Annotated in this window: 21 protein-coding genes; all 21 read right to left on the bottom strand. The window is 61.0% G+C overall.

The genetic code is table 11. The features are described from left to right. Positions 1–443: 443 nt before the first annotated feature. The 21 genes from FQ746_RS20265 to FQ746_RS20165 all read right to left on the bottom strand — a co-directional run bounded on the left by FQ746_RS20265 (position 444) and on the right by FQ746_RS20165 (position 24264). A complete protein-coding gene (locus FQ746_RS20265; RefSeq protein ID WP_144111410.1) occupies positions 444–2174 on the bottom strand; it encodes an AMP-binding protein in 1731 nt (576 codons plus the stop codon). Positions 2175–2367: 193 nt separating this feature from the next. Further along, positions 2368–2787 (bottom strand): F0F1 ATP synthase subunit epsilon, encoded by a 420-nt coding sequence (locus FQ746_RS20260; RefSeq protein WP_144111409.1) that lies wholly within the window; start codon positions 2785–2787, stop codon positions 2368–2370. A gap of 71 nt (positions 2788–2858) precedes the next feature. Further along, positions 2859–4253: a F0F1 ATP synthase subunit beta gene (atpD, locus tag FQ746_RS20255; RefSeq protein WP_144111408.1), complete on the bottom strand. Its 1395-nt coding sequence runs from the start codon at positions 4251–4253 to the stop codon at positions 2859–2861. Between the two features lie 115 nt (positions 4254–4368). Continuing rightward, entirely contained in the window at positions 4369–5253 is an 885-nt protein-coding gene (gene atpG / locus FQ746_RS20250) for a F0F1 ATP synthase subunit gamma (protein ID WP_144111407.1), read from the bottom strand. 71 nt (positions 5254–5324) lie between these two features. Continuing rightward, the gene (gene atpA / locus FQ746_RS20245; RefSeq protein WP_144111406.1) at positions 5325–6866 is read right to left on the bottom strand and encodes a F0F1 ATP synthase subunit alpha; all 1542 of its coding nucleotides are present in this window, start codon (positions 6864–6866) and stop codon (positions 5325–5327) included. A gap of 60 nt (positions 6867–6926) precedes the next feature. After that, positions 6927–7466: a F0F1 ATP synthase subunit delta gene (locus tag FQ746_RS20240; protein ID WP_144111405.1), complete on the bottom strand. Its 540-nt coding sequence runs from the start codon at positions 7464–7466 to the stop codon at positions 6927–6929. Between the two features lie 2 nt (positions 7467–7468). Continuing rightward, positions 7469–7939: a F0F1 ATP synthase subunit B gene (locus FQ746_RS20235; RefSeq protein ID WP_144111404.1), complete on the bottom strand. Its 471-nt coding sequence runs from the start codon at positions 7937–7939 to the stop codon at positions 7469–7471. A 138-nt stretch (positions 7940–8077) separates the two neighbouring features. Continuing rightward, positions 8078–8347 carry a F0F1 ATP synthase subunit C gene (gene atpE, locus FQ746_RS20230; protein WP_007180033.1) on the bottom strand — a complete coding sequence of 90 codons (270 nt, stop codon included), beginning with the start codon at positions 8345–8347 and terminating at the stop codon, positions 8078–8080. Positions 8348–8428: 81 nt separating this feature from the next. Next, the gene (gene atpB / locus FQ746_RS20225; protein ID WP_144111403.1) at positions 8429–9280 is read right to left on the bottom strand and encodes a F0F1 ATP synthase subunit A; all 852 of its coding nucleotides are present in this window, start codon (positions 9278–9280) and stop codon (positions 8429–8431) included. Between the two features lie 269 nt (positions 9281–9549). After that, on the bottom strand, positions 9550–10095 hold the full coding sequence (locus tag FQ746_RS20220) for an ATP synthase subunit I (protein WP_144111402.1): 546 nt from the start codon (positions 10093–10095) through the stop codon (positions 9550–9552). A gap of 699 nt (positions 10096–10794) precedes the next feature. Continuing rightward, on the bottom strand, positions 10795–11682 hold the full coding sequence (locus tag FQ746_RS20215; RefSeq protein WP_144111401.1) for a ParB/RepB/Spo0J family partition protein: 888 nt from the start codon (positions 11680–11682) through the stop codon (positions 10795–10797). A gap of 18 nt (positions 11683–11700) precedes the next feature. Beyond that, a complete protein-coding gene (locus FQ746_RS20210) occupies positions 11701–12492 on the bottom strand; it encodes a ParA family protein (protein ID WP_144111400.1) in 792 nt (263 codons plus the stop codon). Positions 12493–12574: 82 nt separating this feature from the next. Further along, the gene (gene rsmG / locus FQ746_RS20205; RefSeq protein ID WP_144111399.1) at positions 12575–13258 is read right to left on the bottom strand and encodes a 16S rRNA (guanine(527)-N(7))-methyltransferase RsmG; all 684 of its coding nucleotides are present in this window, start codon (positions 13256–13258) and stop codon (positions 12575–12577) included. Further along, complete coding sequence (mnmG, locus tag FQ746_RS20200) at positions 13255–15213, bottom strand: tRNA uridine-5-carboxymethylaminomethyl(34) synthesis enzyme MnmG (RefSeq protein WP_144111398.1); 1959 nt, start codon at positions 15211–15213, stop codon at positions 13255–13257. Before mnmG ends, rsmG begins: the two co-directional genes overlap by 4 nt. Positions 15214–15388: 175 nt before the next feature. Continuing rightward, complete coding sequence (locus FQ746_RS20195) at positions 15389–16153, bottom strand: ABC transporter ATP-binding protein (RefSeq protein ID WP_144111397.1); 765 nt, start codon at positions 16151–16153, stop codon at positions 15389–15391. Then, positions 16153–17937, bottom strand: coding sequence for an ATP-binding cassette domain-containing protein (locus tag FQ746_RS20190; RefSeq protein ID WP_144111396.1), 1785 nt, complete (start codon positions 17935–17937; stop codon positions 16153–16155). Before FQ746_RS20190 ends, FQ746_RS20195 begins: the two co-directional genes overlap by 1 nt. 4 nt (positions 17938–17941) lie before the next feature. After that, positions 17942–18997: a branched-chain amino acid ABC transporter permease gene (locus FQ746_RS20185; protein WP_144111395.1), complete on the bottom strand. Its 1056-nt coding sequence runs from the start codon at positions 18995–18997 to the stop codon at positions 17942–17944. Positions 18998–19217: 220 nt separating this feature from the next. Further along, the gene (locus FQ746_RS20180) at positions 19218–20378 is read right to left on the bottom strand and encodes an ABC transporter substrate-binding protein (protein ID WP_144111394.1); all 1161 of its coding nucleotides are present in this window, start codon (positions 20376–20378) and stop codon (positions 19218–19220) included. A gap of 405 nt (positions 20379–20783) precedes the next feature. Further along, a complete protein-coding gene (locus FQ746_RS20175; RefSeq protein ID WP_144111393.1) occupies positions 20784–21950 on the bottom strand; it encodes an ABC transporter substrate-binding protein in 1167 nt (388 codons plus the stop codon). 458 nt (positions 21951–22408) lie between these two features. Beyond that, entirely contained in the window at positions 22409–23380 is a 972-nt protein-coding gene (locus tag FQ746_RS20170) for a branched-chain amino acid ABC transporter permease (RefSeq protein WP_186310778.1), read from the bottom strand. Next, entirely contained in the window at positions 23380–24264 is an 885-nt protein-coding gene (locus FQ746_RS20165) for a branched-chain amino acid ABC transporter permease (RefSeq protein WP_144111391.1), read from the bottom strand. Before FQ746_RS20165 ends, FQ746_RS20170 begins: the two co-directional genes overlap by 1 nt. Positions 24265–24267: the final 3 nt, after the last annotated feature.

The raw sequence follows: 24267 nt of genomic DNA, 5'->3' as shown, positions 1-24267 counted from the left end.
CGTTTAAAACGTGAAAATTTGGCAAGATGACCCGGAGCGCCTTATCCGGCGGGCGTTACAACCTGAAACACTTTGTTACCGCGTTGCCCGGTTTATTCGCCCACAATGCCTCAACGGTTTCAACACGGATGTGGCTGGGTGTGTGGTGTGAGCGGATACGATGCACTTGCCGGTCGGCGTATGCCGAAGCCCTGTAAAGGGGCATCCCTGCTGGGGTCGTAGTCGACGCAGGGTGGTCGTCTCTCGGTTCTACCTTTGGTCTCCTCGCGCTAACCCCGTAGCGTGTGGTTTTTAGCGGGCTCCAGGCCCGCTTTTTTTTCGTCTGGTCAAACGTTTGCGCGCTGAATTTTTGCTCTGCGCGAACGGGTTTCCCAATGCTTGAAAGCGCGAGCCTGGTGAGATTTCACCCCGCTCGCGTTTTTATTGTCTTCTTCATTACCTTCTCAAGCGGTCCTGTCCTCGCGCACATTCAACTCGCTGATCATGCGGTCGCGCATGATGAATTTCTGCACCTTGCCGGTCACCGTCATCGGCAACTCATCGACGAAACGGATGTATTTCGGCACCTTGTAGTGCGCGATCTGGCCGTGGCAGAACTGCTGGACCTCCTCCGCCGTGGCGTGTTCGCCCAAGCGCAATACGATCCACGCGCACACCTCTTCGCCATACTTCGCATCCGGCACGCCGAAGACCTGAACGCTTTGAATCTTCGGATGGCGGAACAGAAATTCCTCGATCTCGCGCGGATAAATGTTCTCGCCGCCACGTATGAGCATGTCCTTCAACCGGCCGACGATATTGCAGTACCCCTCGGCATCGAGCGTCGCCAGATCGCCGGTGTGCATCCAGCCGTCAACGATGGCTTCGCGCGTCTTCGCTTCGTCGCCCCAATAGCCTTGCATCACCGAATAACCGCGCGTGCAAAGCTCGCCGGTTTCGCCGACCGGCACGATGACGCCGAGCGGGTCGACGATCTTCACTTCGAGGTGCGGCTGAATGCGGCCGACGGTCGTCGTGCGCTTGTCGAGCGGATCGCTGGTGGAACTTTGGAACGACACCGGGCTAGTCTCCGTCATGCCATAAGCGATGGTGATCTCGTCCAGATGCATCGTCGAGACGACTTTTTTCATCGTCTCGATCGGGCACGGCGATCCGGCCATGATGCCGGTGCGCAAATGCGAGAAGTCATACGTCGAGAAGTCCGGATGGTCGAGTTCCGAGATGAACATCGTCGGCACGCCGTTAAGCGCCGTGCAGGCCTCCTCGGACACCGCGGCGAGGGTCGTGGCCGGGTCGAAGCCCTCGCCGGGGAAGACCATTTTCGCGCCCACCGACACGCACGCCAGCACCGACAGCACCATCCCGAAGCAGTGATAAAGCGGAACCGGAATGCACAGGCCGTCCTGTTCGCTCAAGCGCATGGCCATTGCGATATAACGCGCGTTGTTGACGACGTTGCTGTGCGTGAGCGTCGCGCCCTTCGGATTGCCCGTCGTGCCGCTGGTGAACTGGATGTTGATCGGCTCGTGGCACGACAGCGTCTCGCCGATTGCATCGAGCCGCGCCACGTCGAGCGTGGCGCGGCCGCGCTCGATCAGATCGGAAAAGCTCAACATGCCCGGCGTTTCCGTGTCGCACATGCGGATCACGTAGCGCAAGTCGGGCAAACGGGCCGCGCGCAACTCACCGGGTGCTTGTGTCGCGAGTTCGGGGGCAAGGTCCTGCAGCATCTCCAGATACATCGAGCTCTTGAAGCGTTCGGCCGCGATGATCGCCTTGCAGCCCACCTTGTTCAACGCATACTCGAGTTCGGCGAGCCGGTAAGCGGGATTGATATTGACGAGGACGGCGCCTATGCGCGCGGTGGCGAATTGCGTAAGGATCCACTCGACACGGTTAGGCGACCAGATACCAACGCGATCGCTCTTCCCGATGCCGAGCGCGAGCAACCCGGCCGCCATCACGTCGACTTCGTGAGTGAACTCCTGCCATGTCCAGCGGATGCGCTGCTCGCGAAACACCACGGCCGGCCGCTCGGGGAACAGCCTGGCGGTATCCCGCAGGAACTGGCCGACCGTTGCCTCGCTCAATGGACTCGCGGTGGATCCACGAACATACGACAGCCCGTCTTTGGGCTCGATAAGTGGACCGTCGGCTGACTCGTGCGTTGCCATGATGTTTGTCTCCGGTGAGCCGATGCTCGCCTTGTATTGAAATGAATTTGAAACCGATTGTGCCATCGGCTTATGCCTGTCCGGCATCAAGTCTTACCCGCAGCGCGTGAAAGACCTTCCGTATACGGAAAGCATAAGGTGAAAAAAAAGCAGCTTATGAAAGCTGCTTTCTCTCTGATACGTGAAGCTTCGTTTAACTACGCAGCTTGCGCAGACGCTGGATTGCAGCCAGCTGAGCCGTCGCATACGCGAGTTCCGCTTGCGCGGTTGCGTATTCGAGGTTCGAACCGGTGTTCTGCAGCGCCTCTTCCGCACGCTTGCGTGCTTCTTCGGCTTTGGCCTCGTCGAGATCCTTACCGCGGATCGCGGTGTCGGCGAGAACCGTCACAGCACCCGGCTGAATTTCGAGAATGCCGCCGGCGACGAACACGAACTCTTCTTCGCCGTTTTCCGCTTCGATGCGCACTGCGCCCGGACGGATGCGCGTGATGAGCGGCGTGTGGCCCGGCAAAATGCCGAGTTCACCTGCTTCGCCCGGCAGCGCGACGAACTTCGCCTGGCCCGAGAAGATCTGCTCTTCCGCGCTGACGACGTCTACCTTGATAGTTGCCATAAGTGTCGACTCCTGGTTGAGCGTATAAGAGGCGCCGCTTGCACGGCGCCCGCTTGGTTACACCCCAACCTTTACTGGATCTTCTTGGCCTTTTCGAAGGCTTCGTCGATCGTGCCGACCATGTAGAACGCCTGTTCCGGCAAGTGGTCGCATTCGCCTTCGACGATCATCTTGAAGCCACGAATCGTTTCCTTCAGCGGCACGTACTTGCCCGGCGAGCCCGTGAACACTTCAGCGACGTGGAACGGCTGCGACAGGAAACGCTGGATCTTACGAGCGCGCGCCACGGCGAGCTTGTCTTCCGGCGCCAGTTCGTCCATGCCCAGAATCGCGATGATGTCGCGCAGTTCCTTGTAGCGCTGCAGCGTTTGCTGCACGCCGCGCGTGATCGAGTAGTGCTCTTCGCCAATCACGTTCGGGTCGATCTGACGCGAGGTCGAATCGAGCGGATCGACCGCCGGGTAGATACCCAGCGAAGCGATGTCACGCGACAGCACGACGGTTGCGTCCAGGTGACCGAAGGTGGTTGCCGGCGACGGGTCGGTCAAGTCATCCGCAGGGACGTACACGGCTTGCACCGAGGTGATCGAGCCGGTCTTGGTCGACGTAATACGCTCTTGCAGCTTGCCCATTTCTTCAGCCAGCGTCGGCTGATAGCCCACTGCCGACGGCATACGGCCGAGCAGTGCCGACACTTCCGTGCCCGCCAGCGTGAAACGGTAGATGTTGTCGACGAAGAACAGCACGTCCAGACCTTCGTCACGGAAGTGCTCGGCCATTGTCAGACCGGTCAGCGCGACTCGTAGACGGTTGCCCGGCGGCTCGTTCATCTGGCCGTACACCAGCGCGACCTTGTCGAGAACGTTCGAGTCCTTCATTTCGTGATAGAAGTCGTTCCCTTCGCGGGTACGCTCGCCAACACCGGCGAACACGGAATAACCACCGTGCTCTTTAGCGATGTTGTTGATCAGTTCCATCATGTTCACGGTCTTGCCCACACCGGCGCCACCGAACAGCCCCACCTTGCCGCCCTTCGCGAACGGGCAGATCAGGTCGATCACCTTGATGCCGGTTTCGAGCAGTTCCGTCGACGGCGACAGTTCGTCGAACGCCGGCGCCTTCTGGTGAATACCGCGCGTCACGTCCGAGTTGATCGGACCGGCTTCGTCGATCGGGCGGCCCAGCACGTCCATGATCCGGCCGAGCGTCGGCTTGCCGACCGGCACGCTGATCGGTTTGCCGGTGTTCTTCACCATCGTGCCGCGGCGCAGACCGTCCGATGCACCCAGACAGATGGTGCGGACCACGCCGTCGCCCAGCTGTTGCTGGACTTCGAGCGTCAGCTCCGAACCTTCGAGAATGAGCGCGTCGTAAATCTTCGGCATGTCCGAACGCGGGAATTCCACGTCGATCACCGCGCCGATGCACTGTACGATCTTGCCTTCTACCAAAGCAGTTGTACTCATCGCTTTTCCTTTAGATACTCAATTCTTCACTCGCGCAAAGGCGCAATTTCGATGGAATCGCCTGGTCGGGTGCGCCACGAAGGCGCACTCGAAGCGGCTTGTTCGACCGTCGAGGTCAGACAGCCGCCGCACCGCCGACGATTTCCGACAGTTCTTTCGTGATCGCGGCCTGACGGCTTTTGTTGTACACGAGCTGCAGTTCGTTGATGACCGTCTTCGCGTTGTCCGAAGCGGCCTTCATCGCGACCATCCGTGCCGACTGTTCCGACGCCATGTTTTCCGCGACGGCCTGATAGACCAACGCTTCCACATAACGCACCAGCAGTTCGTCCACCACCGCCTGGGCATCCGGCTCGTAGATGTAGTCCCACTGCGAGGTCGGCGTCGTGCCGTCTTCTTCCGTGCGCTCGAACTGTTCTGCCGACAGCGGCAGCAGTTGCTCGATCACCGGCTCCTGCTTCATCGTGTTGACGAAGCGCGTGTACGCCAGGTACACCGCCGAGACCTTGCCTTCCGAGTACAGGTCGAGTTGCACCTTGACCGCGCCGATCAGCTTTTCCAGATGCGGCGTGTCGCCCAGATGCACGACGTTCGACACCACTTTCGCGCGCAGACGATTCAGGAAACCGAGACCCTTGCTGCCGATCGCCGTTGCTTCGATCGTCTTGCCCTGGCCTTCCAGTTCCTTGAACTTCTGCAGCGACGCACGCAACACGTTGGTGTTCATCCCGCCGCACAGACCCTTGTCGGTCGTCACGAGGATGATGCCGGCCGTCTTCGCGCCTTCGTTCGACACCATGAACGGGTGACGATACTCCGGGTTGGCACGGCTCATGTGCGCAGCGATATCGCGGACCTTGTCGGCGTACGGGCGAGCAGCGCGCATGCGCTCCTGAGCGCGGCGCATCTTCGATGCCGCCACCATCTCCATCGCTTTCGTGATCTTGCGCGTGTTTTGCACGCTCTTGATCTTGCCGCGAATTTCCTTCATTCCAGCCATTGCTTGCTCCTTGATCGAAGCCGCGCGGGTTCAGTTGCCTGTGGCCCGCGCCGCTTCAAGGTCTTCGCGGATCAATAAGCGCCGGACTTCTTGAAGTCTTTGACGGCCGTGTGCAGCAGGCCTTCGTCGTCCTTCGAGAGTTCCTTCGTGTCTTCGATGCGCTTGACCAGGTCAGCGTGGCTCGCCTTCAGATGGTCACGCAAGCCCTTTTCGAACGGCAGCACTTGCGCGACTTCCAGATCGTCGAGGTAGCCGTTGTTCGCAGCGAACAGCGACACGCCGAGCTCCCACACCTGCAGCGGCTGATATTGCGGCTGCTTCAGCAGTTCCGTCACGCGGCGACCGCGCTCCAGTTGCTTGCGGGTGGCTTCGTCGAGGTCCGAGGCGAACTGCGCGAACGCAGCCAGTTCACGGTACTGCGCGAGGTCGGTACGGATACCGCCCGACAGCTTCTTGACGATCTTCGTCTGAGCCGCACCGCCGACGCGCGACACCGACACGCCGGCGTTGATAGCCGGGCGGATACCTGCGTTGAAAAGGTCGGTTTCCAGGAAGATCTGGCCGTCGGTAATCGAGATCACGTTCGTCGGAACGAAAGCGGTCACGTCGCCGGCTTGCGTTTCGATGACCGGCAGTGCCGTCAGCGAACCGCTCTTACCCTTGACTTCGCCGTTCGTGAACTTCTCGACGTACTCTTCCGAGACGCGAGCAGCACGTTCCAGCAAACGCGAGTGCAGATAGAACACGTCGCCCGGATACGCTTCGCGGCCCGGCGGACGGCGCAGCAGCAGCGAGATCTGGCGGTATGCCCAGGCCTGCTTGGTCAGATCGTCATAAACGATCAGCGCGTCCTGACCGCGGTCGCGGAAGTATTCGCCCATCGTGCAACCGGCGTACGGTGCGAGGTATTGCATCGCAGCCGATTCCGAAGCCGAAGCGGCCACGACGATCGTGTATTCCAGCGCGCCGGTTTCTTCCAGCTTGCGCACTACGTTCATGATCGACGAAGCCTTCTGGCCGATCGCAACGTAGATGCAGAAGAGGTTCTTGCCCTTCTGGTTGATGATCGCGTCGACAGCGACTGCCGTCTTGCCGCACTGGCGGTCGCCGATGATCAGCTCGCGCTGGCCACGGCCGACGGGCACCATGGCATCGATCGACTTCAGGCCGGTTTGCACCGGCTCCGACACCGACTTACGCCAGATCACGCCCGGGGCGATCTTCTCGATAGCGTCGGTCTTCGTTGCGTTGACCGGACCCTTGCCGTCGATCGGGTTGCCGAGAGCATCGACCACGCGGCCGAGCAGTTCCGGACCCACCGGCACTTCCAGAATACGACCCGTCGTCTTGACGATGTCGCCTTCGGAAATGTGTTCGTACTCACCCAGAATCACCGCGCCGACCGAGTCGCGCTCGAGGTTCAGCGCGAGACCGAAGGTGTTGCCCGGGAATTCGAGCATTTCGCCCTGCATCACTTCCGACAGGCCGTGAATACGCACGATACCGTCGGTCACAGAGATCACGGTGCCCTGGTTGCGAACGTCTGCGTTCGCTTCGAGGCCCTGGATCCGGCTCTTGATCAGCTCACTGATCTCAGAGGGATTGAGTTGCATTGTTCGCTCCTGATAGTCAATTCTGTTGCGTGCCAGCCGCTTCAGCGCTTACGCAGCGCTTCAGGCCGTCAGAGCCGTTTGCATGCTGGCAAGCCGCGCGCGGACCGAGGTATCGAGCACTTCGTCGCCCACTGTCACGCGCACGCCGCCGATCAACGACGGATCGACTTCGACCGTCGGCTTCAGCTTGCGCTTGAACTTGCGTTCCAGATTTGCGACGACGTCGTTCAACTGCGCGCCTTCGAGCGGGAATGCGCTGACGATCAGCACATCGGCCGCCCCTTCACGGGCGTTTTTCAGCTCTTCGAACTGCGCGGCGATTTCCGGCAGCAATTGCAGACGGTGGTTGTCCACCAGCATTTGCACCAGATTCTTCGCCTGCGCGTCGTCCTTGAGCGGCGACTTGACCGCGGCCAGCAGCAGTTCGCTGACCTGGGCGCGGCTTACTTTCGGGCTCGAGGCGATCGACAGCACTTCGGGCAGACGCGCAACCTGTGCCAGCTCCTGCACGAGCGTGGACCAGGCGGCGATGTCACCAGCTTCGGCCACGCCAAACAGCGCTTCTGCGTACGGACGGGCGATGGTTGCAAGTTCGGCCATGATCAGAGCTCGGCTTTCAGTTGATTCAGCAGGTCGGCATGCGCCGCCTGGTCGACTTCGCGCTTCAGGATCTGTTCAGCGCCCTTCACAGCCAGTGCGGCGACTTCGCCGCGCAGCGTTTCGCGCGCCTTCACGACCTGCTGGTCCGCGTCGGCCTTCGCTTGCGCGATGATGCGAGCGGCTTCAGCCTGGGCTTGAGCCTTGATTTCGTCGGCGATTGCCACGGCGCGCTTTTCCGCGTCGGCAATACGTTGCTGACCGTCGTTGCGTGCCTGAGCGAGTTCCTGGTCGACGCGCTTATGCGCCGCTTCGAGCTCCTGCTTGCCCTTCTCAGCGGCAGACAAACCGTCAGCAATCTTCTTTGAGCGCTCGTCGAGGGCGTTGATCAGCGGCGGCCACACGAACTTCATCGTGAACCACGCGAGGATCAGGAACACGACCATTTGCGCAAACAGGGTTGCGTTGAGATTCACGGTGTTTCCTTAAACGTTGCTAGTTCGGAAAGTGAAACGGCAAGGCGCTCATCGATTCTGTATTCGATCAGCGCCCGAGTGCCCGTTCCGCCCTGCGCCTTCGCTAGTGACAGCTCAGGCGCAAACTTCCGAGGAACCTCAGCCTGCCAGCTTCGACAGCAGCGGGTTCGCGAACGCAAACAGCATTGCCACACCAACGCCAATCAGGAAAGCCGCATCGATCAGACCAGCCAGCAGGAACATCTTGGTTTGCAGCGGGTTCATCAATTCAGGCTGACGAGCACATGCTTCGATGTACTTGCCGCCCATCAGGCCGATACCGATACAGGCGCCGATTGCACCCAGGCCGATGATGATGCCGATACCGATGGCGGTCAGACCCTGGATGTTGGCGATGAAAGCTTGCATGATCACTCCTTTGTGAAAAGTCTTTTAGAACTGGTTGGAACTGGGATTTAAAAACTACGATTCTTTTTACGACGGCGCCGGTTAGTGCGTGTCGTGTGCCTGGCCGAGATACACCAGCGTCAGCATCATGAAAATGAACGCCTGCAGCAGAACGATCAGGATGTGGAAAATAGCCCACACGCTGCCGGCGATCACGTGGCCGATGAAGCCAAGCACCGTCGTGTCCGCGCCGAAGCTCCAGATGCTGCCGAGCAGGGCAATCAGCAGGAACAACAGTTCGCCCGCGTACATGTTGCCGAACAGCCGCATGCCGAGCGAGACCGTCTTCGCGACGAACTCGATGATGTTCAGTGCAAGGTTCGGGATCCACAGCAGCGGATGCGCGCCGAACGGAGCGGACAGCAGTTCGTGAACGAAGCCGCCGACGCCCTTGATCTTGAAGTTGTAGTAGATCATCAGCGCGAACACACCGAGGGCGATGCCGAGCGTGCCGTTCAGGTCGGCGGTCGGCACGATGCGATGGTGCGGGATGACTTGCGACAGACCCAGCCAGTCGATGACATGGCCCGGCAGGTCGACGGGGATGAAGTCGAGCGAGTTCATGAGCGCGACCCAGACGAACACGGTCAGGGCGAGCGGGGCGATGAAGGTGCGCGAGCCGTGGATCATCGACTTCGATTGATCTTCGACCATTTCGACCAGCATTTCGATCGCGCACTGGAAACGGCCCGGCACGCCGGACGTCGCCTTGCGGGCAGCGAGATGCAGAATGAAGATGGTGGCCAGACCGCAAACGATCGACCAGAAAAGGGTGTCCAGATTCCAGACATGAATGTCGAAAATCGACGTCTGGTGCCCGGTGGAAAAGTTCTGCAAGTGGTGCGCGATGTACTCGGACGGATCCATTGCGCGCGTGCCTTCGCTAGCTGCCATATCGTTAAAGCCACCCAAATTGTCGAAAATCGTCTGAGGCCGCTCCCGCCGCAATACTGTATTGCGGGAACGCGCCGGGTGCGAGTCAGGTCAGACCCACACACTTGTCGCCGGCGCTTCGCGCCAGCCTGAATTTTTTTGCTGCGTTGCTGTACTGCGGTCGCTGTACTGCGGTTGCTTCTGTTTGCCGCGTCTTGCTTCTGTTGCTACCGGCGTTGCTACCGGCCGCTCATTGCGCAAGGTCCGTCTGACTTCGTGCGCAGGCTACCTTAGCGCCATATCATGGCGATCCAGTACGTCTTGAGCGTAACGAGGTAAGTCACGAGCAGCGGCACCCAGCGTACGTCGTGATACCAGAAGGCGATGACTACAAACATCGCGATCGTTGTCCCCATCTTGAGCGCTTCGCCGACCACCCAGCTCATGACCGTTTCGGCGCCGCTCAGTGTTCTAAGTCGTGCCGCGAATAACGCGCCCGGCACCCAGCAAATCGCTCCACCCAGAAACGCGGACAGCGCAGCAGCGCCCGGCGGCTTATCGAACAGCCACCACACCAGCGTAGCACCCAGGGACAAGACCATTTGCGCTACTACGACCTTGAACGGCGTAACGCGCGATGGACGACTCACCTTCGGACCAAACAGCTTTTCAGCTTCAGCCCGCGTGAGCGGAACGATATTGTTGTCTTGTTGCTCGGCTTCCCACGTATCGTCGTTCATGACGGGCGAACCGGTGGACGCAGCGGAAGCATTGCGTTCAGCGGGGTGTTCGTCGCGTCGATTATTCGGCGCTTGATTCGACGCTTTGACCGCCATCGCAGTGTTCCGAAAGTCCTGGCCCAGCCAGCGAGCTTACGCTGCGCTTACGGGTTTGCCATGCAATTAAATCCGGGCGATTGTAAGCGATAGTTGCAGGCAATTCAAGACTTTAGGCCGTTCAATAACCTAAGGGAAAACCGCCGTCCGGCGCCGCAAGCGGCGTTCCCAGCGCGGGACGCACGGTAAATGTAAGGCGCTTCGGAGATGTCAAAATGCGATGCTGAAACCGGCGCTTCCGGGCACTGATTTTTCGCAGTCGAGACTGCTGCGGCGGAGCTCCCGAAATTGCAACGGAGGGCTTCGATCGTCGGTATCGCTCATGCCGATGTCGGGTGGCGAGGCGCGGAATCCGGCGCTTGAGCAAGAGAGTCGCGCACCCTATTCCGGCTAAAAAGCCGCGTGCGTGTGACTACGACTTCCAAAAGTCAGGACGAAGCTGCGCGCGCGGTCTGCTGGATCCCATCGGAACGAGGGCGAATTACCTCGGGAATCCTGATTATCGTTAACGTTCTGGAGAGCTTTGAAGACCCGCGGACAAGCCAGGTTTAGATGGCTCACGCGTAGCTTGCAAGGGTTCGCCGCCACGCGCATAAATCCTTTTAACACTTGCCCGCCTGCATCCCTTGCCGAACCGCTTGAAAGCCATCTGAAACCACATCAGTCGGGCCAGCGCCCTCCTCCGCATGGGTGGGTGCGTCAAGCGGTCGCATTGCCTCGCAAACGCACCAGAATGCCTTCCAGCGCATCCAGATCGCCAAAATCCACCAGCACCTGACCGCGTCCCCGTCGACCCAGCTTGATCTTGACAGTCGACGCGAGCAGATCGGACAACTCCTCCTCCAGCCGACGGGTATCGCGACCGCCGTCCGGATTGGCCCGCGCCTTCACGGCCGGCGCCGCCTTGGTGGTCGCGCTGACCAGCTTCTCGGTCTCACGCACGGACATGCGCTTGTTGACCACCTGATTGGCCAAGGTGATCTGCGTCGCAGCGTCCACGGCGAGCAAGGCGCGAGCGTGTCCCATATCGAGATCGCCGGCCAGCAACATGGTTTGCACGGGCGACGCCAGGTTGAGCAGCCGCAAGAGATTCGACACCGCACTGCGCGAGCGGCCAACCGACTCGGCCGCCTGTTCGTGCGTGAAATTGAATTCGTCGAGCAATCGCTGGATACCCTGCGCCTCTTCCAGCGGATTCAGATCTTCGCGCTGAATGTTCTCGATCAGCGCCATGGCCGCCGCAGCCTGGTCCGGCACATCCTTCACCAGCACCGGCACCTCGGTCAAACCGGCGAGGCGTGCCGCACGAAAGCGGCGCTCGCCGGCGATGATCTCGTACTTATCCGCCGATACCGGTCGTACGAGGATGGGTTGCATCAAACCCTGTGCGCGGATGCTGGCCGCCAATTCCTGCAACGCGCCTTCGTCCATCCGCGTGCGAGGCTGGTACTTGCCGGCCTGCAGTTTGCCGAGCGGCAACACGTTGGGCGCCCCTTCGATCTTCACCGCTTCGGAGATATCCGCACTGCCGCCGAGCAACGCTTCGAGTCCCCGGCCCAAACCTTTCTTTCTTGCCACTGCATTCATCGTGCTTCCCCGATCCGCTTAAGATGCCTGCGGCGCGTCGTTCAGCGCGCGCACCCGTTCAATCATTTCCACACCGAACTGCACGTAGGCCTGAGCACCACGTGAAGCCCGGTCGAATACCACGCCCGGCAAACCATAGCTGGGCGCCTCGGCCAGACGCACGTTGCGCGGAATCACCGCATCGAAAACCTTGTCGCCGAAATGCTCCTTGAGCTGATCCGACACCTGCTGTTGGAGCGTGATACGCGGATCGAACATCACGCGCAGCAGGCCGATGACCTTGAGATCGCGGTTCAGGTTGGCATGCACCTGCTTGATCGTGTTGACGAGGTCCGAGAGCCCTTCCAGCGCGAAGTACTCGCACTGCATCGGGATCACCACGCCGTGCGCGGCGCAGAGCCCATTGAGCGTCAACAGGGACAAGGCCGGCGGACAGTCGATCAGCACGAAGTCGTAATCGCCCTCGACGGCCGCGAGTGCGACTCTTAGCTGGCGCTCGCGACTCTGCACGCTCACCAGTTCGACTTCGGCACCCGCCAGTTCGCGATTGGCGGGCAATACGTCATAGCCGACAGCCGCGGGCCGCACACGCGCATCGGCTACCGAGACGCCATCCACCAGCACCTCGTAGACCGTATTGACGCAAGCGGCCTTGTCGACGCCGCTGCCCATCGTGGCATTGCCTTGGGGATCGAGATCGATGAGAAGGACACGCTGTCCCTGCGCTGCCAGACTCGCGGCCAGATTGACTGCGGTAGTCGTTTTACCGACGCCGCCTTTCTGGTTCGCAACGCAGAAGATTTTTGCCATCGTTGGTGTGTCCCTTTGCTGCTTGTATGAGTGAATTGAGCTTGTCGAATCTGTTGCGACTGCGCTGGCGCATCGAGCGGTATTAATCGGCTGAATCCACGCGCACCTTGATCAGATGCCGTTCGGCGTCGAGCGCCGGCACGTTCAACCGGATGATCTGTTCCACGTGGGCGCTGGCCGGCAAACGCTCGATCTCACCTTCGGGGCGAATACCCTTCATCGCCCAGATCGCACCCTGCTCCGCAACCAGATGACGGGCCAGTGTAACGAAATCCGCGAGTTCTGCGAATGCGCGTGAGACGATCGCATCGAATTTACCCGGCACTTCGACGCCTGGCCGCAATGTCTCGACGCGCCCGGTCACCACGGAGAGATTCGCAAGGCCCAGTTCAGCTTTCGCCTGCGCCTGAAACGCCGTCTTCTTGTGAACGATGTCGTTCACCGTCACCGTCCACTCGGGCAGAACGATAGCGAGCACGATACCCGGCAGACCGCCGCCGGAACCGACGTCGAGTACCGATGACGAACCTTGAGCTGCGAGATGCGGCACGATGGAAAGCGAATCCAGAATATGCTGGATCAGCATCTGCCGCGGATCGCGAATCGCCGTGAGGTTGTAGACGGCGTTCCACTTGGCCAGCAGAGCAACGTAGTCGAGCAGTTTGCCGAGTTGCGCGGCGTTCAGATCGAGACCCAACTCACCGACGCCCTGCTCGAGCACCGGCGCCAGCGGATTCGCCGCTGCCCCCTTCTGCCCCACGGTCATTGCGTCACCGGCTTCGAATCCGCGCCCGGCTCAGCGGGTTTGGCGCCGCGACGGCCCAAGCCGCGCTTAAGGTGAACCATTAGCAGCGAGATGGCCGCCGGCGTAATGCCGGAGATGCGCGACGCCTGACCGATGGTTTCCGGACGGAACTGCGTCAACTTCTGGCGCGCTTCGAACGACAGCCCCCTCACCTCGGCGTAGTCCAGTCCTTCTGGCAGGCGAGTGCCTTCGTGCGCTCCGTTACGTTCGATTTCGCCGGCCTGACGGTCGATGTAGCCTTGATACTTGATGCCGATCTCGATCTGTTCCTTGATCTGAGCCAGCAGTACCGGATCGTCCGCGAGAATACCCGGCGCCGCGCACTCGCCGCCCTTCAAACCGCACACGCCGTCATAGGTCACGCCCGGACGACGGAGAAGGTCCGCGAGGCTATATTCGTGGTCGATCTGTTTGCCGAGCAAAACCGTGGCTTCATCGGCCGGCAAGGTTTTGGGGTTTACCCACGAGGTCCGCAAGCGTTCTGTTTCACGTGAAACAGCGTCGCGTTTGCGGCTGAACGCATCCCACCGGACGTCGTCCACAACACCAAGCTCGCGACCGATCTCGGTCAGGCGCATGTCGGCGTTGTCTTCCCGGAGGCTTAAACGATATTCCGCCCGGCTCGTAAACATCCGATACGGTTCGGATACGCCCCGCGTAACGAGATCGTCGACGAGCACGCCAAGGTAGGCTTGATCGCGCCGCGGGCACCATGCTTCTTTGCCCTGCACTTGCAAGCCGGCGTTGATCCCCGCCAGCAGACCTTGCGCGGCAGCTTCTTCATAGCCAGTCGTTCCGTTAATCTGCCCGGCGAAGAACAGCCCGCCGATAACCTTTGTTTCCAGCGAAGCCTTTAGCCCACGCGGATCGAAGTAGTCGTACTCGATCGCATAGCCCGGACGCAGAATATGCGCGTGCTCCAATCCGCGCATTGAGCGAACGAGTTCGAGCTGCACGTCGAACGGCAAGCTAGTGGAAATCCCATTGGGATAAAACTCGTTGGTCGTCAGACCTTCCGGTTCGAGAAAAATCTGATGCGATTCTTTCGAAGCGAAGCGATGAATCTTGTCTTCGATCGACGGGCAATACCGCGGCCCCACCCCTTCGATCACGCCGGTATACATTGGCGACCGGTCGAGCCCGCCGCGAATGATGTCGTGCGTCCGCTCATTCGTATGCGTGACCCAGCACGGAACCTGCCGCGGATGCTGCTCGACGCGCCCGAGAAACGAGAAAACCGGCACCGGATCGAGATCGCCCGGCTGTTCTTCCAGCTTCGAAAAGTCGATCGTCCGGCCGTCGATACGCGGCGGCGTTCCGGTCTTCAGACGCCCTTGTGGCAGCTTCAATTCCTTCAGACGCGCCGAAAGCGACACCGAAGCCGGGTCACCCGCCCGTCCACCCGTGTAGTTGTTCAGACCTACGTGAATCTTGCCGTCGAGGAACGTCCCTGCCGTCAAGACGACAGCGCGCGAGCGGAAGCGAATTCCCACCTGCGTCACTGCGCCCACGACGCGATCCCCTTCCACCATCAGATCGTCGACAGCCTGCTGAAACAGCCATAGATTCGGCTGATTTTCCAGCCGATACCGGATTGCCTGCTTGTACAGCAGACGATCGGCTTGCGCTCGCGTTGCCCGCACGGCGGGCCCTTTCGACGAGTTGAGAATGCGGAACTGGATTCCGCCCTCGTCGGTGGCGGCCGCCATTGCTCCGCCAAGCGCATCGACTTCCTTGACCAGATGGCCTTTGCCAATCCCGCCGATCGACGGATTGCAGCTCATCTGGCCTAGCGTTTCGATGTTGTGCGTCAGTAGCAGCGTGGTGTTACCCATGCGCGCCGACGCCAGTGCGGCTTCGGTACCGGCGTGACCGCCGCCGACGACGATGACGTCAAATTCTGTGGGAAAAAGCATCGCGGATCTCACGCATGAGCATCGCGTGAGCCTCTAAAGAAAATGGATTGGCCGAATTATAACGGGTTCGGTTTAGACCCGAATTCGCGGCAAAGGCGTGGTTAACAAAAAAACGGTGTGTTTCACGTGAAACACACCGCTTCATTCTGCGAGGAACCACCCAACGGGCTTACCGCTAGGCGACCTTTTTGGCTAACCCGAGATACGTTTCAATCACACGCGGATTTTGTGCGAGATCAGCTGCAGGACCTTCCAGAGCCAGCTCACCAGTTTCCAGCACATAGCCATAATCCGAGATTTGCAACGCCGCCCGCGCGTTCTGCTCGATCAGCAGCGTCGCCACCCCAGTCTGCCGCAGTGCGCTGATGATGTGAAAAATTTCCTTCACGATGAGCGGCGCCAATCCCAAACTCGGCTCGTCGAGCATCAACAGGTCTGGCTTACCCATCAACGCACGGCCGACCGCCAGCATCTGCCGCTCACCGCCAGACAACGTTCCCGAGGCCTGTTTGCGACGTTCTTTCAACCGCGGAAACAGCGTAAACACCGGTTCCAGCTGATCCAGAAAATTCCGCTCTCCTGCCCGCTTGCGCCGATACGCACCCAGCACCAGATTGTCCTCGACTGTCATCGAAGCGAACAACTCGCGCTTTTCCGGCACCAGACACATGCCACGCGCTACACGCTTCTCGACTGGCACCGCGCTGACGTCTTCCCCTTGATAAAGCACCGCGCCCTTCGCATGGCCCGTAGTCGGCAACGCGCCCATGATCGCGTTCAGCAGCGTGGATTTCCCCGCGCCGTTCGGGCCGATCACCGAAACAATCTGGCCGGGCCGCACTTTGATCGCCGCGCCATGCAGCGCTTCCACCTTGCCGTAACGGACCGACAGGCCCGCGACGTCGAGAATCGGCGCCGCCGTATTCAACGTGTTTTCCATCACTCCACTCCGCCCAGATACGCTTCGAGCACCGCCGGATCCTGCTGCACTTCCTGCGGCAAGCCTTCTGCGATTCGCGTGCCAAACTCCATCACCACCAGCCGGTCGGTCAGATTCATCACGAAGTCCATATCGTGCTCGACCAGCAGGACGCTCATCCCTTCCGCCTTCAACCTGCGCAGCAAGTCAGCCAGTTGCAGCTTTTCCTGGTAGCGCAGGCCTGCGGCCGGCTCATCGAGCAGCAGCAACGTGGGATCGCAGCACAGCGCGCGCGCGATTTCCAGAATCCGTTGCTGGCCCAGCGCCAGACTGCCCGCTTCATCGTGCATATGCTGCTCGAGGCCGACGCGGCGAATCTGCCGTGCCGCCTCGGCCATCAGACGAGCTTCCTCGGTGCCGTTCAGACGCGCGACACTGCGCCAGACGCCGGCGTGCCCACGCAGATGCGCGCCAATTGCCACGTTCTCCAGCACGGTCATGCCGGGCAGCAGTTTGACGTGCTGGAAAGTCCGGCCGATCCCGCGCTTGACGATTTCACGTGAATTCAGCGAGTCGATCCGCTCGCCGCGGAAGGTAATCTCACCGCTGGTAGCTTGCAGAACGCCCGTCACCAGGTTGAACGTCGTCGATTTGCCGGCGCCATTCGGGCCGATCAGACCGATGATCTGTCCCGCCTTCACTTCGAAGCTGACATTGTTCACCGCGACCAGCCCGCCGAATTGCTTGCGTGCCTTGTTCACCACCAGCAGCGCTTCACCGGCAGTCGGCTTGCTGCGTTGCGGCAAGGGCTCGGCGTCGTCCGAAACATGGGCGCGCGGACCCTTCGGGAAAAACCGCGCAACGAACGGCCACACACCCTGCCGCGCGTACTGGAGCAACAGCACCATCAAAATGCCGAACACGATCACTTCGAAGTTGCCGTTTTCGCCGAGCAACTTCGGCAGCAGCGTCTGCAGATAATCCTGCAGGATCGTCAGGATCGCCGCGCCCAGGACCGCGCCCCAGACATGCGACACCCCGCCCACTACGGCCATGAACAGGAACTCGATGCCATGATTCAAGCCGAACGGCGTCGGATTCACCGCGCGTTGCAGATGGGCATACAGAAAGCCCGACACCGACGCCAGCACCGCGGCGTAGACGAAGATCACCACGCGCATCCACGCCGTGTTCACGCCCATTGCCTCGGCCATCATGCCGCCACCGCGCAAAGCCCGGATCGCCCGGCCCGGCCGGCTATTAAGCAGATTCTGAACAGACACGACCGCACCCAGCACCACCACCCAGATCAGGTAATAGATATGGCGGCCGGACTCCAGGTTGATGCCAAAAACATTCAGCACCGGAATACCGTTGATGCCGTCGTACTTGCCGAGCATGTCCAGATTGCCGAACAGATAGAACAGCGCGAGTCCCCAGGCAATCGTGCCGAGCGGCAGAAAGTGGCCGGACAGCCGCATGGTGACCAGACCGAGCATCAGCGCGATCAGCGCCGTCACCACCACGCCCGCGATCAGCGCGAGCCACGGCGACACGCCATAGGTCGTCGTCAGATACGCCGTCGCATACGCGCCGATCCCGACGAACGCCGCTTGCCCGAAGCTCGTCATTCCACCGATCCCCGTGAGCAGCACGAGGCCGATCGCGACGATCGCATAGAGGCCGATGTAGTTGAGCAGCGTGACCCAGTACTCGGGCACGTGAATCGGCTGCGGCAACACCGGCAGCGCGAACAGCACCACGAGGAACAACCAGAAGAACTTGTTTTGCATGATCCGTTTCATCGTGTCACTCCTCGTCTTCGTCGCTGTGCGGGCTGGCCAGACTGCGCCAGAGCAGCACCGGGATGATCAACGTGAACACGATCACTTCCTTATACGAGCTTGCCCAGAAGGACGAATACGACTCCAGCACGCCGACGAGAATCGACCCGGCCGCCGCCAGCGGATAGCTGACCAGACCGCCGATGATCGCGCCCACGAAACCCTTCAGACCGATCAGGAAGCCCGAGTCGTAGTAGATGGTGGTCAACGGTGCGACGAGCACGCCACACAGCGCGCCGAGGCCGGCTGCGAGCGTGAATGCGAGGCGCCCCGCCTGGGTCGTGCCGATCCCGACGAGCCGCGCGCCGAGCCGGTTCACCGAGGTCGCGCGCAACGCTTTACCCGAGATGGACCGATCGAAATACAGGTACAGCGCGCCGATCAGCACGACGGCCGTGCCGACCACCCACAGACTCTGCCCGGAGATCGTCAGGCTGCCGACGGTGTAGCTCGCGTCGGAGAACGCGGTGGTTCGCGAGCCTTCGGCACCGAACATCACCAGACCGAGGCCGACCATCGCGAAGTGCACCGCCACCGCCACGATCAGCAGCAACAGCGTGCTGGCTTCCGCAATCGGCTCGTACGCGAGCCGATACACGAACGGTCCCATCGGAATCACGATCAGCAGCGTCAGCGCGATCTGCACGATCATCGGCAACGGGTGCAGGAAGACACCCTGCGTCAGCGCATACACCGCGACCGGGAACAGTAGATATTTGCCAACCAGCAGCGCCAGCGTGCGCGCCAGATGGCGGCGTCGCTCGGCATGCCGCACCAGCCCCGCCACTTCGACGACGAAACAGGCCGCGCCCATCGCCATCAACAGCCAGCAGGTGGCCGGAAACTTCTGCGTCTGCAATGCGGCGAGCGTGAGCGCGCCGTACGAAACGAATTCTCCCTGCGGGATAAAAATCACCCGCGTCACGGAGAACACCAACACCAGCGCGAGCGCGAGCAGCGCGTAGATCGCGCCGGTCGTGATGCCGTCCTGCGCGAGGATCGCCGCAATTGATAGATCCATACTTCCTCTGCTTGAAACGTCGAAATGAAGCGTCGAAATCGAAAACGGGGAAACAGTCGTGGCGCCCGACCCGCGGCCAGCCACCGACCTGCACAATCAGAAAAGGCGACCGCCGCGCCGATGAACCGGCGCGGCGGTCGTTGCCATTGTCATCCACCAGAATGGCAATGCGGCATGGGCTGCCGCATAAAGCGCGAGAGGCGCGTACCGCTTTTTATGCTTAGTCGTTCTGCAGTTTCCACTTGCCGTCGACGATCTGCACGATCACCCGTGCGCGCTTGTCGAGGCCGTTGTGGTCGGTCGTCGTGGTGTTCATGATGCCGTGCGACACCGGCAGTTCCTTGATGCTCTCGAGCGCGCCGCGCAGTGCTACGCGAAACGCTTCCGTGCCCGGTTGCGCCGTCTTCAGCGCTTCGGGGATGGCCCGCTGCAGCATCTGGCCTGCATCCCATGCATGACCGCCGAAGGTCGCCACCGAACCCGCGCCATAGGCCTTCTCGTACGCGGTTTTATAGGCGAGCGACGACTTCTTCACCGGATTCGAATCGGGCAGCTGGTCGGCCACGAGGATCGGGCCGGCCGGCAGCAGTTCGCCTTCGCAATCCTTGCCGCACACGCGCAGGAAATCGTTGTTGGCGACGCCGTGCGTCTGATAGACCTTGCCCTTGTAGCCGCGCTCCTTGAGCGTCTTGGCCGGCAGCGCCGACGGCGTGCCCGCACCCGCGATCAGCACGGCGTCGGGATTCGCGCCCATCGTCTTCAACACCTGCCCGGTTACCGAAGCGTCGGTGCGGTTAAAGCGCTCGTTCGACACGATCTTCAGATTGTGCGCGGCGGCCGCCGCCGTGAAGACGTTGTTCCAGCCGTCGCCGTAAGCGTCCGCGAACCCGATGAAGGCCACCGTCTTCACGCCGTGATGTTCCATGTAGTCGGCGATCGCGTCGGCCATCAGGCTGTCGTTTTGTGGCGGCTTGAATGCCCATGCGCGCTTCGCATCCATCGGCGCGATGATCGTGGCCGAAGCGGCCAGCGAGATCATCGGCGTTTTGCCTTCGGCGGCCGGGTCGAGCATCGCCAGCGCATTCGGCGTGACGGTCGAACCGATGATCGCGTCGACGTGATCTTCGTCGATCAGCTTGCGCGTGTTCTGCACGGCCTTGCCGGTGTCCGACGCGTCGTCGAGGACGATGTACTGCACGGTCTTGCCGCCGATCTCCTTCGGCAGCAGCGCGATGGTGTTCTTCTCCGGAATGCCGAGCGAGGCGGCCGGTCCCGTGGTCGACAACGTCACGCCGATTTTCACCTGCGCCAACGCGGCGCCCGCGCCGCACATCATCGCCATTGCGATGCCGGTGCGCACCCATTGCTTTGTCTTTGTCATTACAAGTCTCCAAACGCTGCGAAGCGTGTATCTGTAATCCGGTTCATGGACCGGGTGTCTGAATCTAGTTATCGGGTACAGGCGTGCCAAGCATGGTTTTCCCTGCTCGGCATCGAGGCCCTGACCGCTTTGTTGTCACCTGCTCCCTACTCCCTGCTCCCACTCTCCCTGCTGCGAATCTTCACGGCGGCTCGTCGCTCCGCTCTCCGATAAACCACTAACATGTTAGTAGTATTGCGTTCTGCCCGATTCGCGGTCAATAGACGGTCGCCCGAATGCGGGTTTGTCCTGAATCCGCCGCGCCACAGTTCTCTGCTTTCTCACCCTGCGCCGCGCGGGCGATAAAAAAGACGCGTCAACCGCACGCGTCTTTTTAGTGGATTCCCGTAGCGTGGCGACTCCGGCTCAGTCGGCGGAAAGCTTCCACTTGCCGCCGGCGATTTCCACCATCACGCGCGCCCGCTGGTCGAGGCCAGAGTGGTCGTTTGCGCTCATGTTGAAAATGCCGTGCGACGCGGGCAAGTCTTTCGTGCTTTCGAGTGCGGCGCGCAATGCTTCGCGAAACGCAGGCGTGCCGGGTTGAGCCTTCTTCAATGCGAGCGGAATTGCGTGTTGCAGCAGCAGGCCGGCGTCCCATGCATGGCCGCCGAACGTCGACACCGAGCCTGCGCCATACGCGCCTTCATACGCGTGCTTGTACGCGAGCGAGGCCTTCTTGACCGGGTTCGAGTCCGGCAACTGGTCGGCGACCAGCAGCGGGCCGGCCGGCAGGAACGTGCCTTCGCAATCCTTGCCGCACACGCGCAGGAAGTCGTTATTGGCGATGCCGTGCGTCTGGTAGTACTTGCCCTTGTAGCCACGCTCCTTGAGCGTTTTCTGCGGCAATGCGGCCGGCGTGCCGGCGCCGGCGATCAGCACCGCGTCCGGATTCTGCGACATCAGCTTCAACACCTGGCCCGTGACCGACGTGTCGTTACGGGCAAAGCGTTCATTCGCGACGATCTTGATTTTCGCGAGATCCGCGGCCTTGCCGAACTCCTTGAACCAGCTCTCGCCATAAGCGTCCGAGAAACCGATGAACGCCACGGTTTTGACGCCGTGATTAGCCATGTGCTGGGCGATCGCGGTGGCCATCAGAATGTCGTTCTGCGGCGTCTTGAAGACCCACGCGCGCTTCGCGTCCATCGGCTCGACGATGCTTGCCGCGGCGGCCATCGAGATCATGGGCGTAGTGGTTTCGGCGGCGACGTCGATCATGGCGAGCGAGTTCGGCACGACCGTGGAACCGATCAACGCATCGACGTGATCTTCGCTGGTCAGCTTGCGGGCGTTCTTGACGGCCTGAGTCGAATCCGTCGCGTCGTCGAGCACGATGTAGTCGATTTTCTGACCCGCCACTTCTTTGGGTAGCAGCGCGATCGTGTTTTTCTCCGGAATGCCGAGCGACGCAGCCGGACCGGTTGCCGATACCGTTACGCCGATTTTCACGTCCGCCAATGCTGCACTGCTCAATGCCGCATTCATTCCCGCGATGATTACCGCTGCGCTAATACAACGTAATGCCGACTTCATCCCGCTCCTCTCCCCACCCCGTTATTTATTCCCGTCGAACCCACCCGCTAATTACGTGGATTCAAATCCCGACCCAACGGTCGGTGAATGCGAGTGTAGCGGACGAAAGCCCCGCGCCGCAAGCATTTTGCAGGGTGTGAGCGGTGTCTTTAACGGTTGATCCGGCGAATAAAAGACACGCACCGAATTAGGGAAAAAATGGAAGGAAATCGAATGAAGCGGAATAAAAATGCAATAAAAAAAGCGCTGTTGGATATCAATCCAACAGCGCTTTCGCCTGGGCACTTAGTGCCTCATTGTCTCCTCGTTCTCCACCTGCAAAATTCGGGGTGAATCAGAACTGCATGAAGATTAAACCAGCACCCAACGTGCCACAACTAGCAATTACCCTAGTGGTGCACTGCGGCACTGGTTTGGGGCAAGCTGGCCGTAAGCCGGAGCCTGCCGCAGCGTGCCATTCAAGCCCGCAACGGCCGGACTTTCGCCACGATCTCGCCGACGATTCCACGCCGGAACGCCATCACGCAGGCGATGAAGATGAGCCCCGTCACGATCGTCACCGACTCGCCCAGTGAGCGGAACCACTCCACTCCCGTCGACGTGGCCAGCGCCCCGCCGATATCGCCGAGCCGGTCTTCGAGCGCGACGATCAGTGCCGCACCGAGCAGCGGTCCGAACAACGTGCCCATGCCGCCGACCAGCGTCATCAGAATGACGAGGCCGGACATGGTCCAGTACGCATCGCTCAGCGTTTCGAAACCTTGCACGAGCACCTTCAGCGAACCGGCCAGTCCGGCCAGCCCCGCCGACAGCACGAAGGCCAGCAGCTTGAACCGGTCCGTATCGTACCCGAGCGACACCGCGCGCGGCTCGTTTTCCTTGATGGCGACCAGCACCTGGCCGAACGGCGAATGGACGATCCGCACGATCAGCAGAAACGCCAGCACCATCACGGCCAGCACGACGAAGTACAGCGTCAGATCCGACGACAGGTCCAGCATGCCGAACAGCTTGCCGCGCGGGACGCCTTGCAGACCGTCTTCGCCGTGCGTGAACGGCGCCTGCAGAAACACGAAGTAGACCATCTGCGCGAGCGCGAGCGTCACCATCGCGAAGTAGATGCCCTGCCGGCGGATCGCGAACATACCGACGATCACGCCGAGCACCGTCGCCGCCGCCGTGCCGGCCAGCACACCGAGCTCGGGAGAAAAGCCGAGCGTCTGGATACCGTAGCCGGTCACGTAACCCGCGGACGCGAGAAACATCGCATGACCGAACGACAGCAGTCCCGTGTAGCCGATCAGCAGATTGAAGGCCGCCGCGAACAACGCGAAGCACAGCACCTTCATCACGAACAGCGGATAGATGCCGAGTGCGGGCACCGCGAGAAGCACGATCAGCAGCAGACCGTAGAGCACTTTTCTCTGCATCATTTTTCCTTGCCGAAAAGACCCGCCGGTCGCACCAGCAGCACGAGCGCCATGATCACGAAGACGACGGTGGCCGAGGCTTCCGGATAGAACACCCGCGTCAGCCCCTCGATCACGCCGAGCAGCAAGCCGGTGAGAATCGAGCCCATGATCGAACCCATGCCGCCGATCACCACGACCGCGAATACGGTGATGATCATCGGCTGGCCCATCAACGGCGACACCTGAATGACCGGCGCGGCCAGCACGCCGGCGAATGCCGCCAGCGCGACGCCGAAACCGTAGGTGAGCGTGATCATCAGCGGGACATTGATGCCGAAGGCTTCGACCAGCTTCGGGTTTTCCGTGCCGGCACGCAGGTAGGCGCCCAGCCGCGTCTTCTCGATCACGAACCACGTCGCGAAGCACACCACCAGCGACGCGACCACCACCCAGGCGCGATAGTTCGGCAGGAACATGAAGCCGAGATCGGTCGCGCCGGAGAGCGCCGACGGCACGTCGTACGGCTGCCCCGACGAACCGTAGACGGAGCGGAACACGCCTTCCACCACGAGCGTCAGCCCGAAGGTCAGCAACAGTCCATACAGATGATCGAGCTTGTAGAGCCAGCGCAGCATCGAGCGTTCGATCGCCATGCCGAACACGCCGACGATCAGCGGCGCGAGCACCAGCATCACCCAGTACGGCAGGCCGAAATACGACAGGCCCATCCACGCGAGCATCGCGCCGAGCATGAACAACGCCCCGTGCGCGAAGTTGATCACGTTGAGCAAGCCGAAGATAACCGCCAGACCGAGGCTCAGAATCGCGTAGAACGAGCCGTTCACGAGACCCAGCAGCAGCTGGCTCAGCATCGCCGGGAGCGGAATGCCAAAGATTTCCATTGA

This window comes from Paraburkholderia sp. BCC1886 (assembly GCF_900996245.1).
Taxonomy (GTDB): domain Bacteria; phylum Pseudomonadota; class Gammaproteobacteria; order Burkholderiales; family Burkholderiaceae; genus Paraburkholderia.
Note: the sequence above shows the minus strand (reverse complement) of the source record. Positions and strands in the feature narration are given on the sequence as shown.

Coding starts and splice junctions, on each gene's coding strand:
- FQ746_RS20265 (WP_144111410.1), bottom strand. CDS start 2,174: ATGGCAACGCACGAGTCAGCCGACGGTCCACTTATCGAGCCCAAAGAC.
- FQ746_RS20260 (WP_144111409.1), bottom strand. CDS start 2,787: ATGGCAACTATCAAGGTAGACGTCGTCAGCGCGGAAGAGCAGATCTTC.
- atpD (WP_144111408.1), bottom strand. CDS start 4,253: ATGAGTACAACTGCTTTGGTAGAAGGCAAGATCGTACAGTGCATCGGC.
- atpG (WP_144111407.1), bottom strand. CDS start 5,253: ATGGCTGGAATGAAGGAAATTCGCGGCAAGATCAAGAGCGTGCAAAAC.
- atpA (WP_144111406.1), bottom strand. CDS start 6,866: ATGCAACTCAATCCCTCTGAGATCAGTGAGCTGATCAAGAGCCGGATC.
- FQ746_RS20240 (WP_144111405.1), bottom strand. CDS start 7,466: ATGGCCGAACTTGCAACCATCGCCCGTCCGTACGCAGAAGCGCTGTTT.
- atpE (WP_007180033.1), bottom strand. CDS start 8,347: ATGCAAGCTTTCATCGCCAACATCCAGGGTCTGACCGCCATCGGTATC.
- atpB (WP_144111403.1), bottom strand. CDS start 9,280: ATGGCAGCTAGCGAAGGCACGCGCGCAATGGATCCGTCCGAGTACATC.
- FQ746_RS20220 (WP_144111402.1), bottom strand. CDS start 10,095: ATGGCGGTCAAAGCGTCGAATCAAGCGCCGAATAATCGACGCGACGAA.
- FQ746_RS20215 (WP_144111401.1), bottom strand. CDS start 11,682: ATGAATGCAGTGGCAAGAAAGAAAGGTTTGGGCCGGGGACTCGAAGCG.
- FQ746_RS20210 (WP_144111400.1), bottom strand. CDS start 12,492: ATGGCAAAAATCTTCTGCGTTGCGAACCAGAAAGGCGGCGTCGGTAAA.
- rsmG (WP_144111399.1), bottom strand. CDS start 13,258: ATGACCGTGGGGCAGAAGGGGGCAGCGGCGAATCCGCTGGCGCCGGTG.
- mnmG (WP_144111398.1), bottom strand. CDS start 15,213: ATGCTTTTTCCCACAGAATTTGACGTCATCGTCGTCGGCGGCGGTCAC.
- FQ746_RS20195 (WP_144111397.1), bottom strand. CDS start 16,153: ATGGAAAACACGTTGAATACGGCGGCGCCGATTCTCGACGTCGCGGGC.
- FQ746_RS20190 (WP_144111396.1), bottom strand. CDS start 17,937: ATGAAACGGATCATGCAAAACAAGTTCTTCTGGTTGTTCCTCGTGGTG.
- FQ746_RS20185 (WP_144111395.1), bottom strand. CDS start 18,997: ATGGATCTATCAATTGCGGCGATCCTCGCGCAGGACGGCATCACGACC.
- FQ746_RS20180 (WP_144111394.1), bottom strand. CDS start 20,378: ATGACAAAGACAAAGCAATGGGTGCGCACCGGCATCGCAATGGCGATG.
- FQ746_RS20175 (WP_144111393.1), bottom strand. CDS start 21,950: ATGAAGTCGGCATTACGTTGTATTAGCGCAGCGGTAATCATCGCGGGA.
- FQ746_RS20170 (WP_186310778.1), bottom strand. CDS start 23,380: ATGCAGAGAAAAGTGCTCTACGGTCTGCTGCTGATCGTGCTTCTCGCG.
- FQ746_RS20165 (WP_144111391.1), bottom strand. CDS start 24,264: ATGGAAATCTTTGGCATTCCGCTCCCGGCGATGCTGAGCCAGCTGCTG.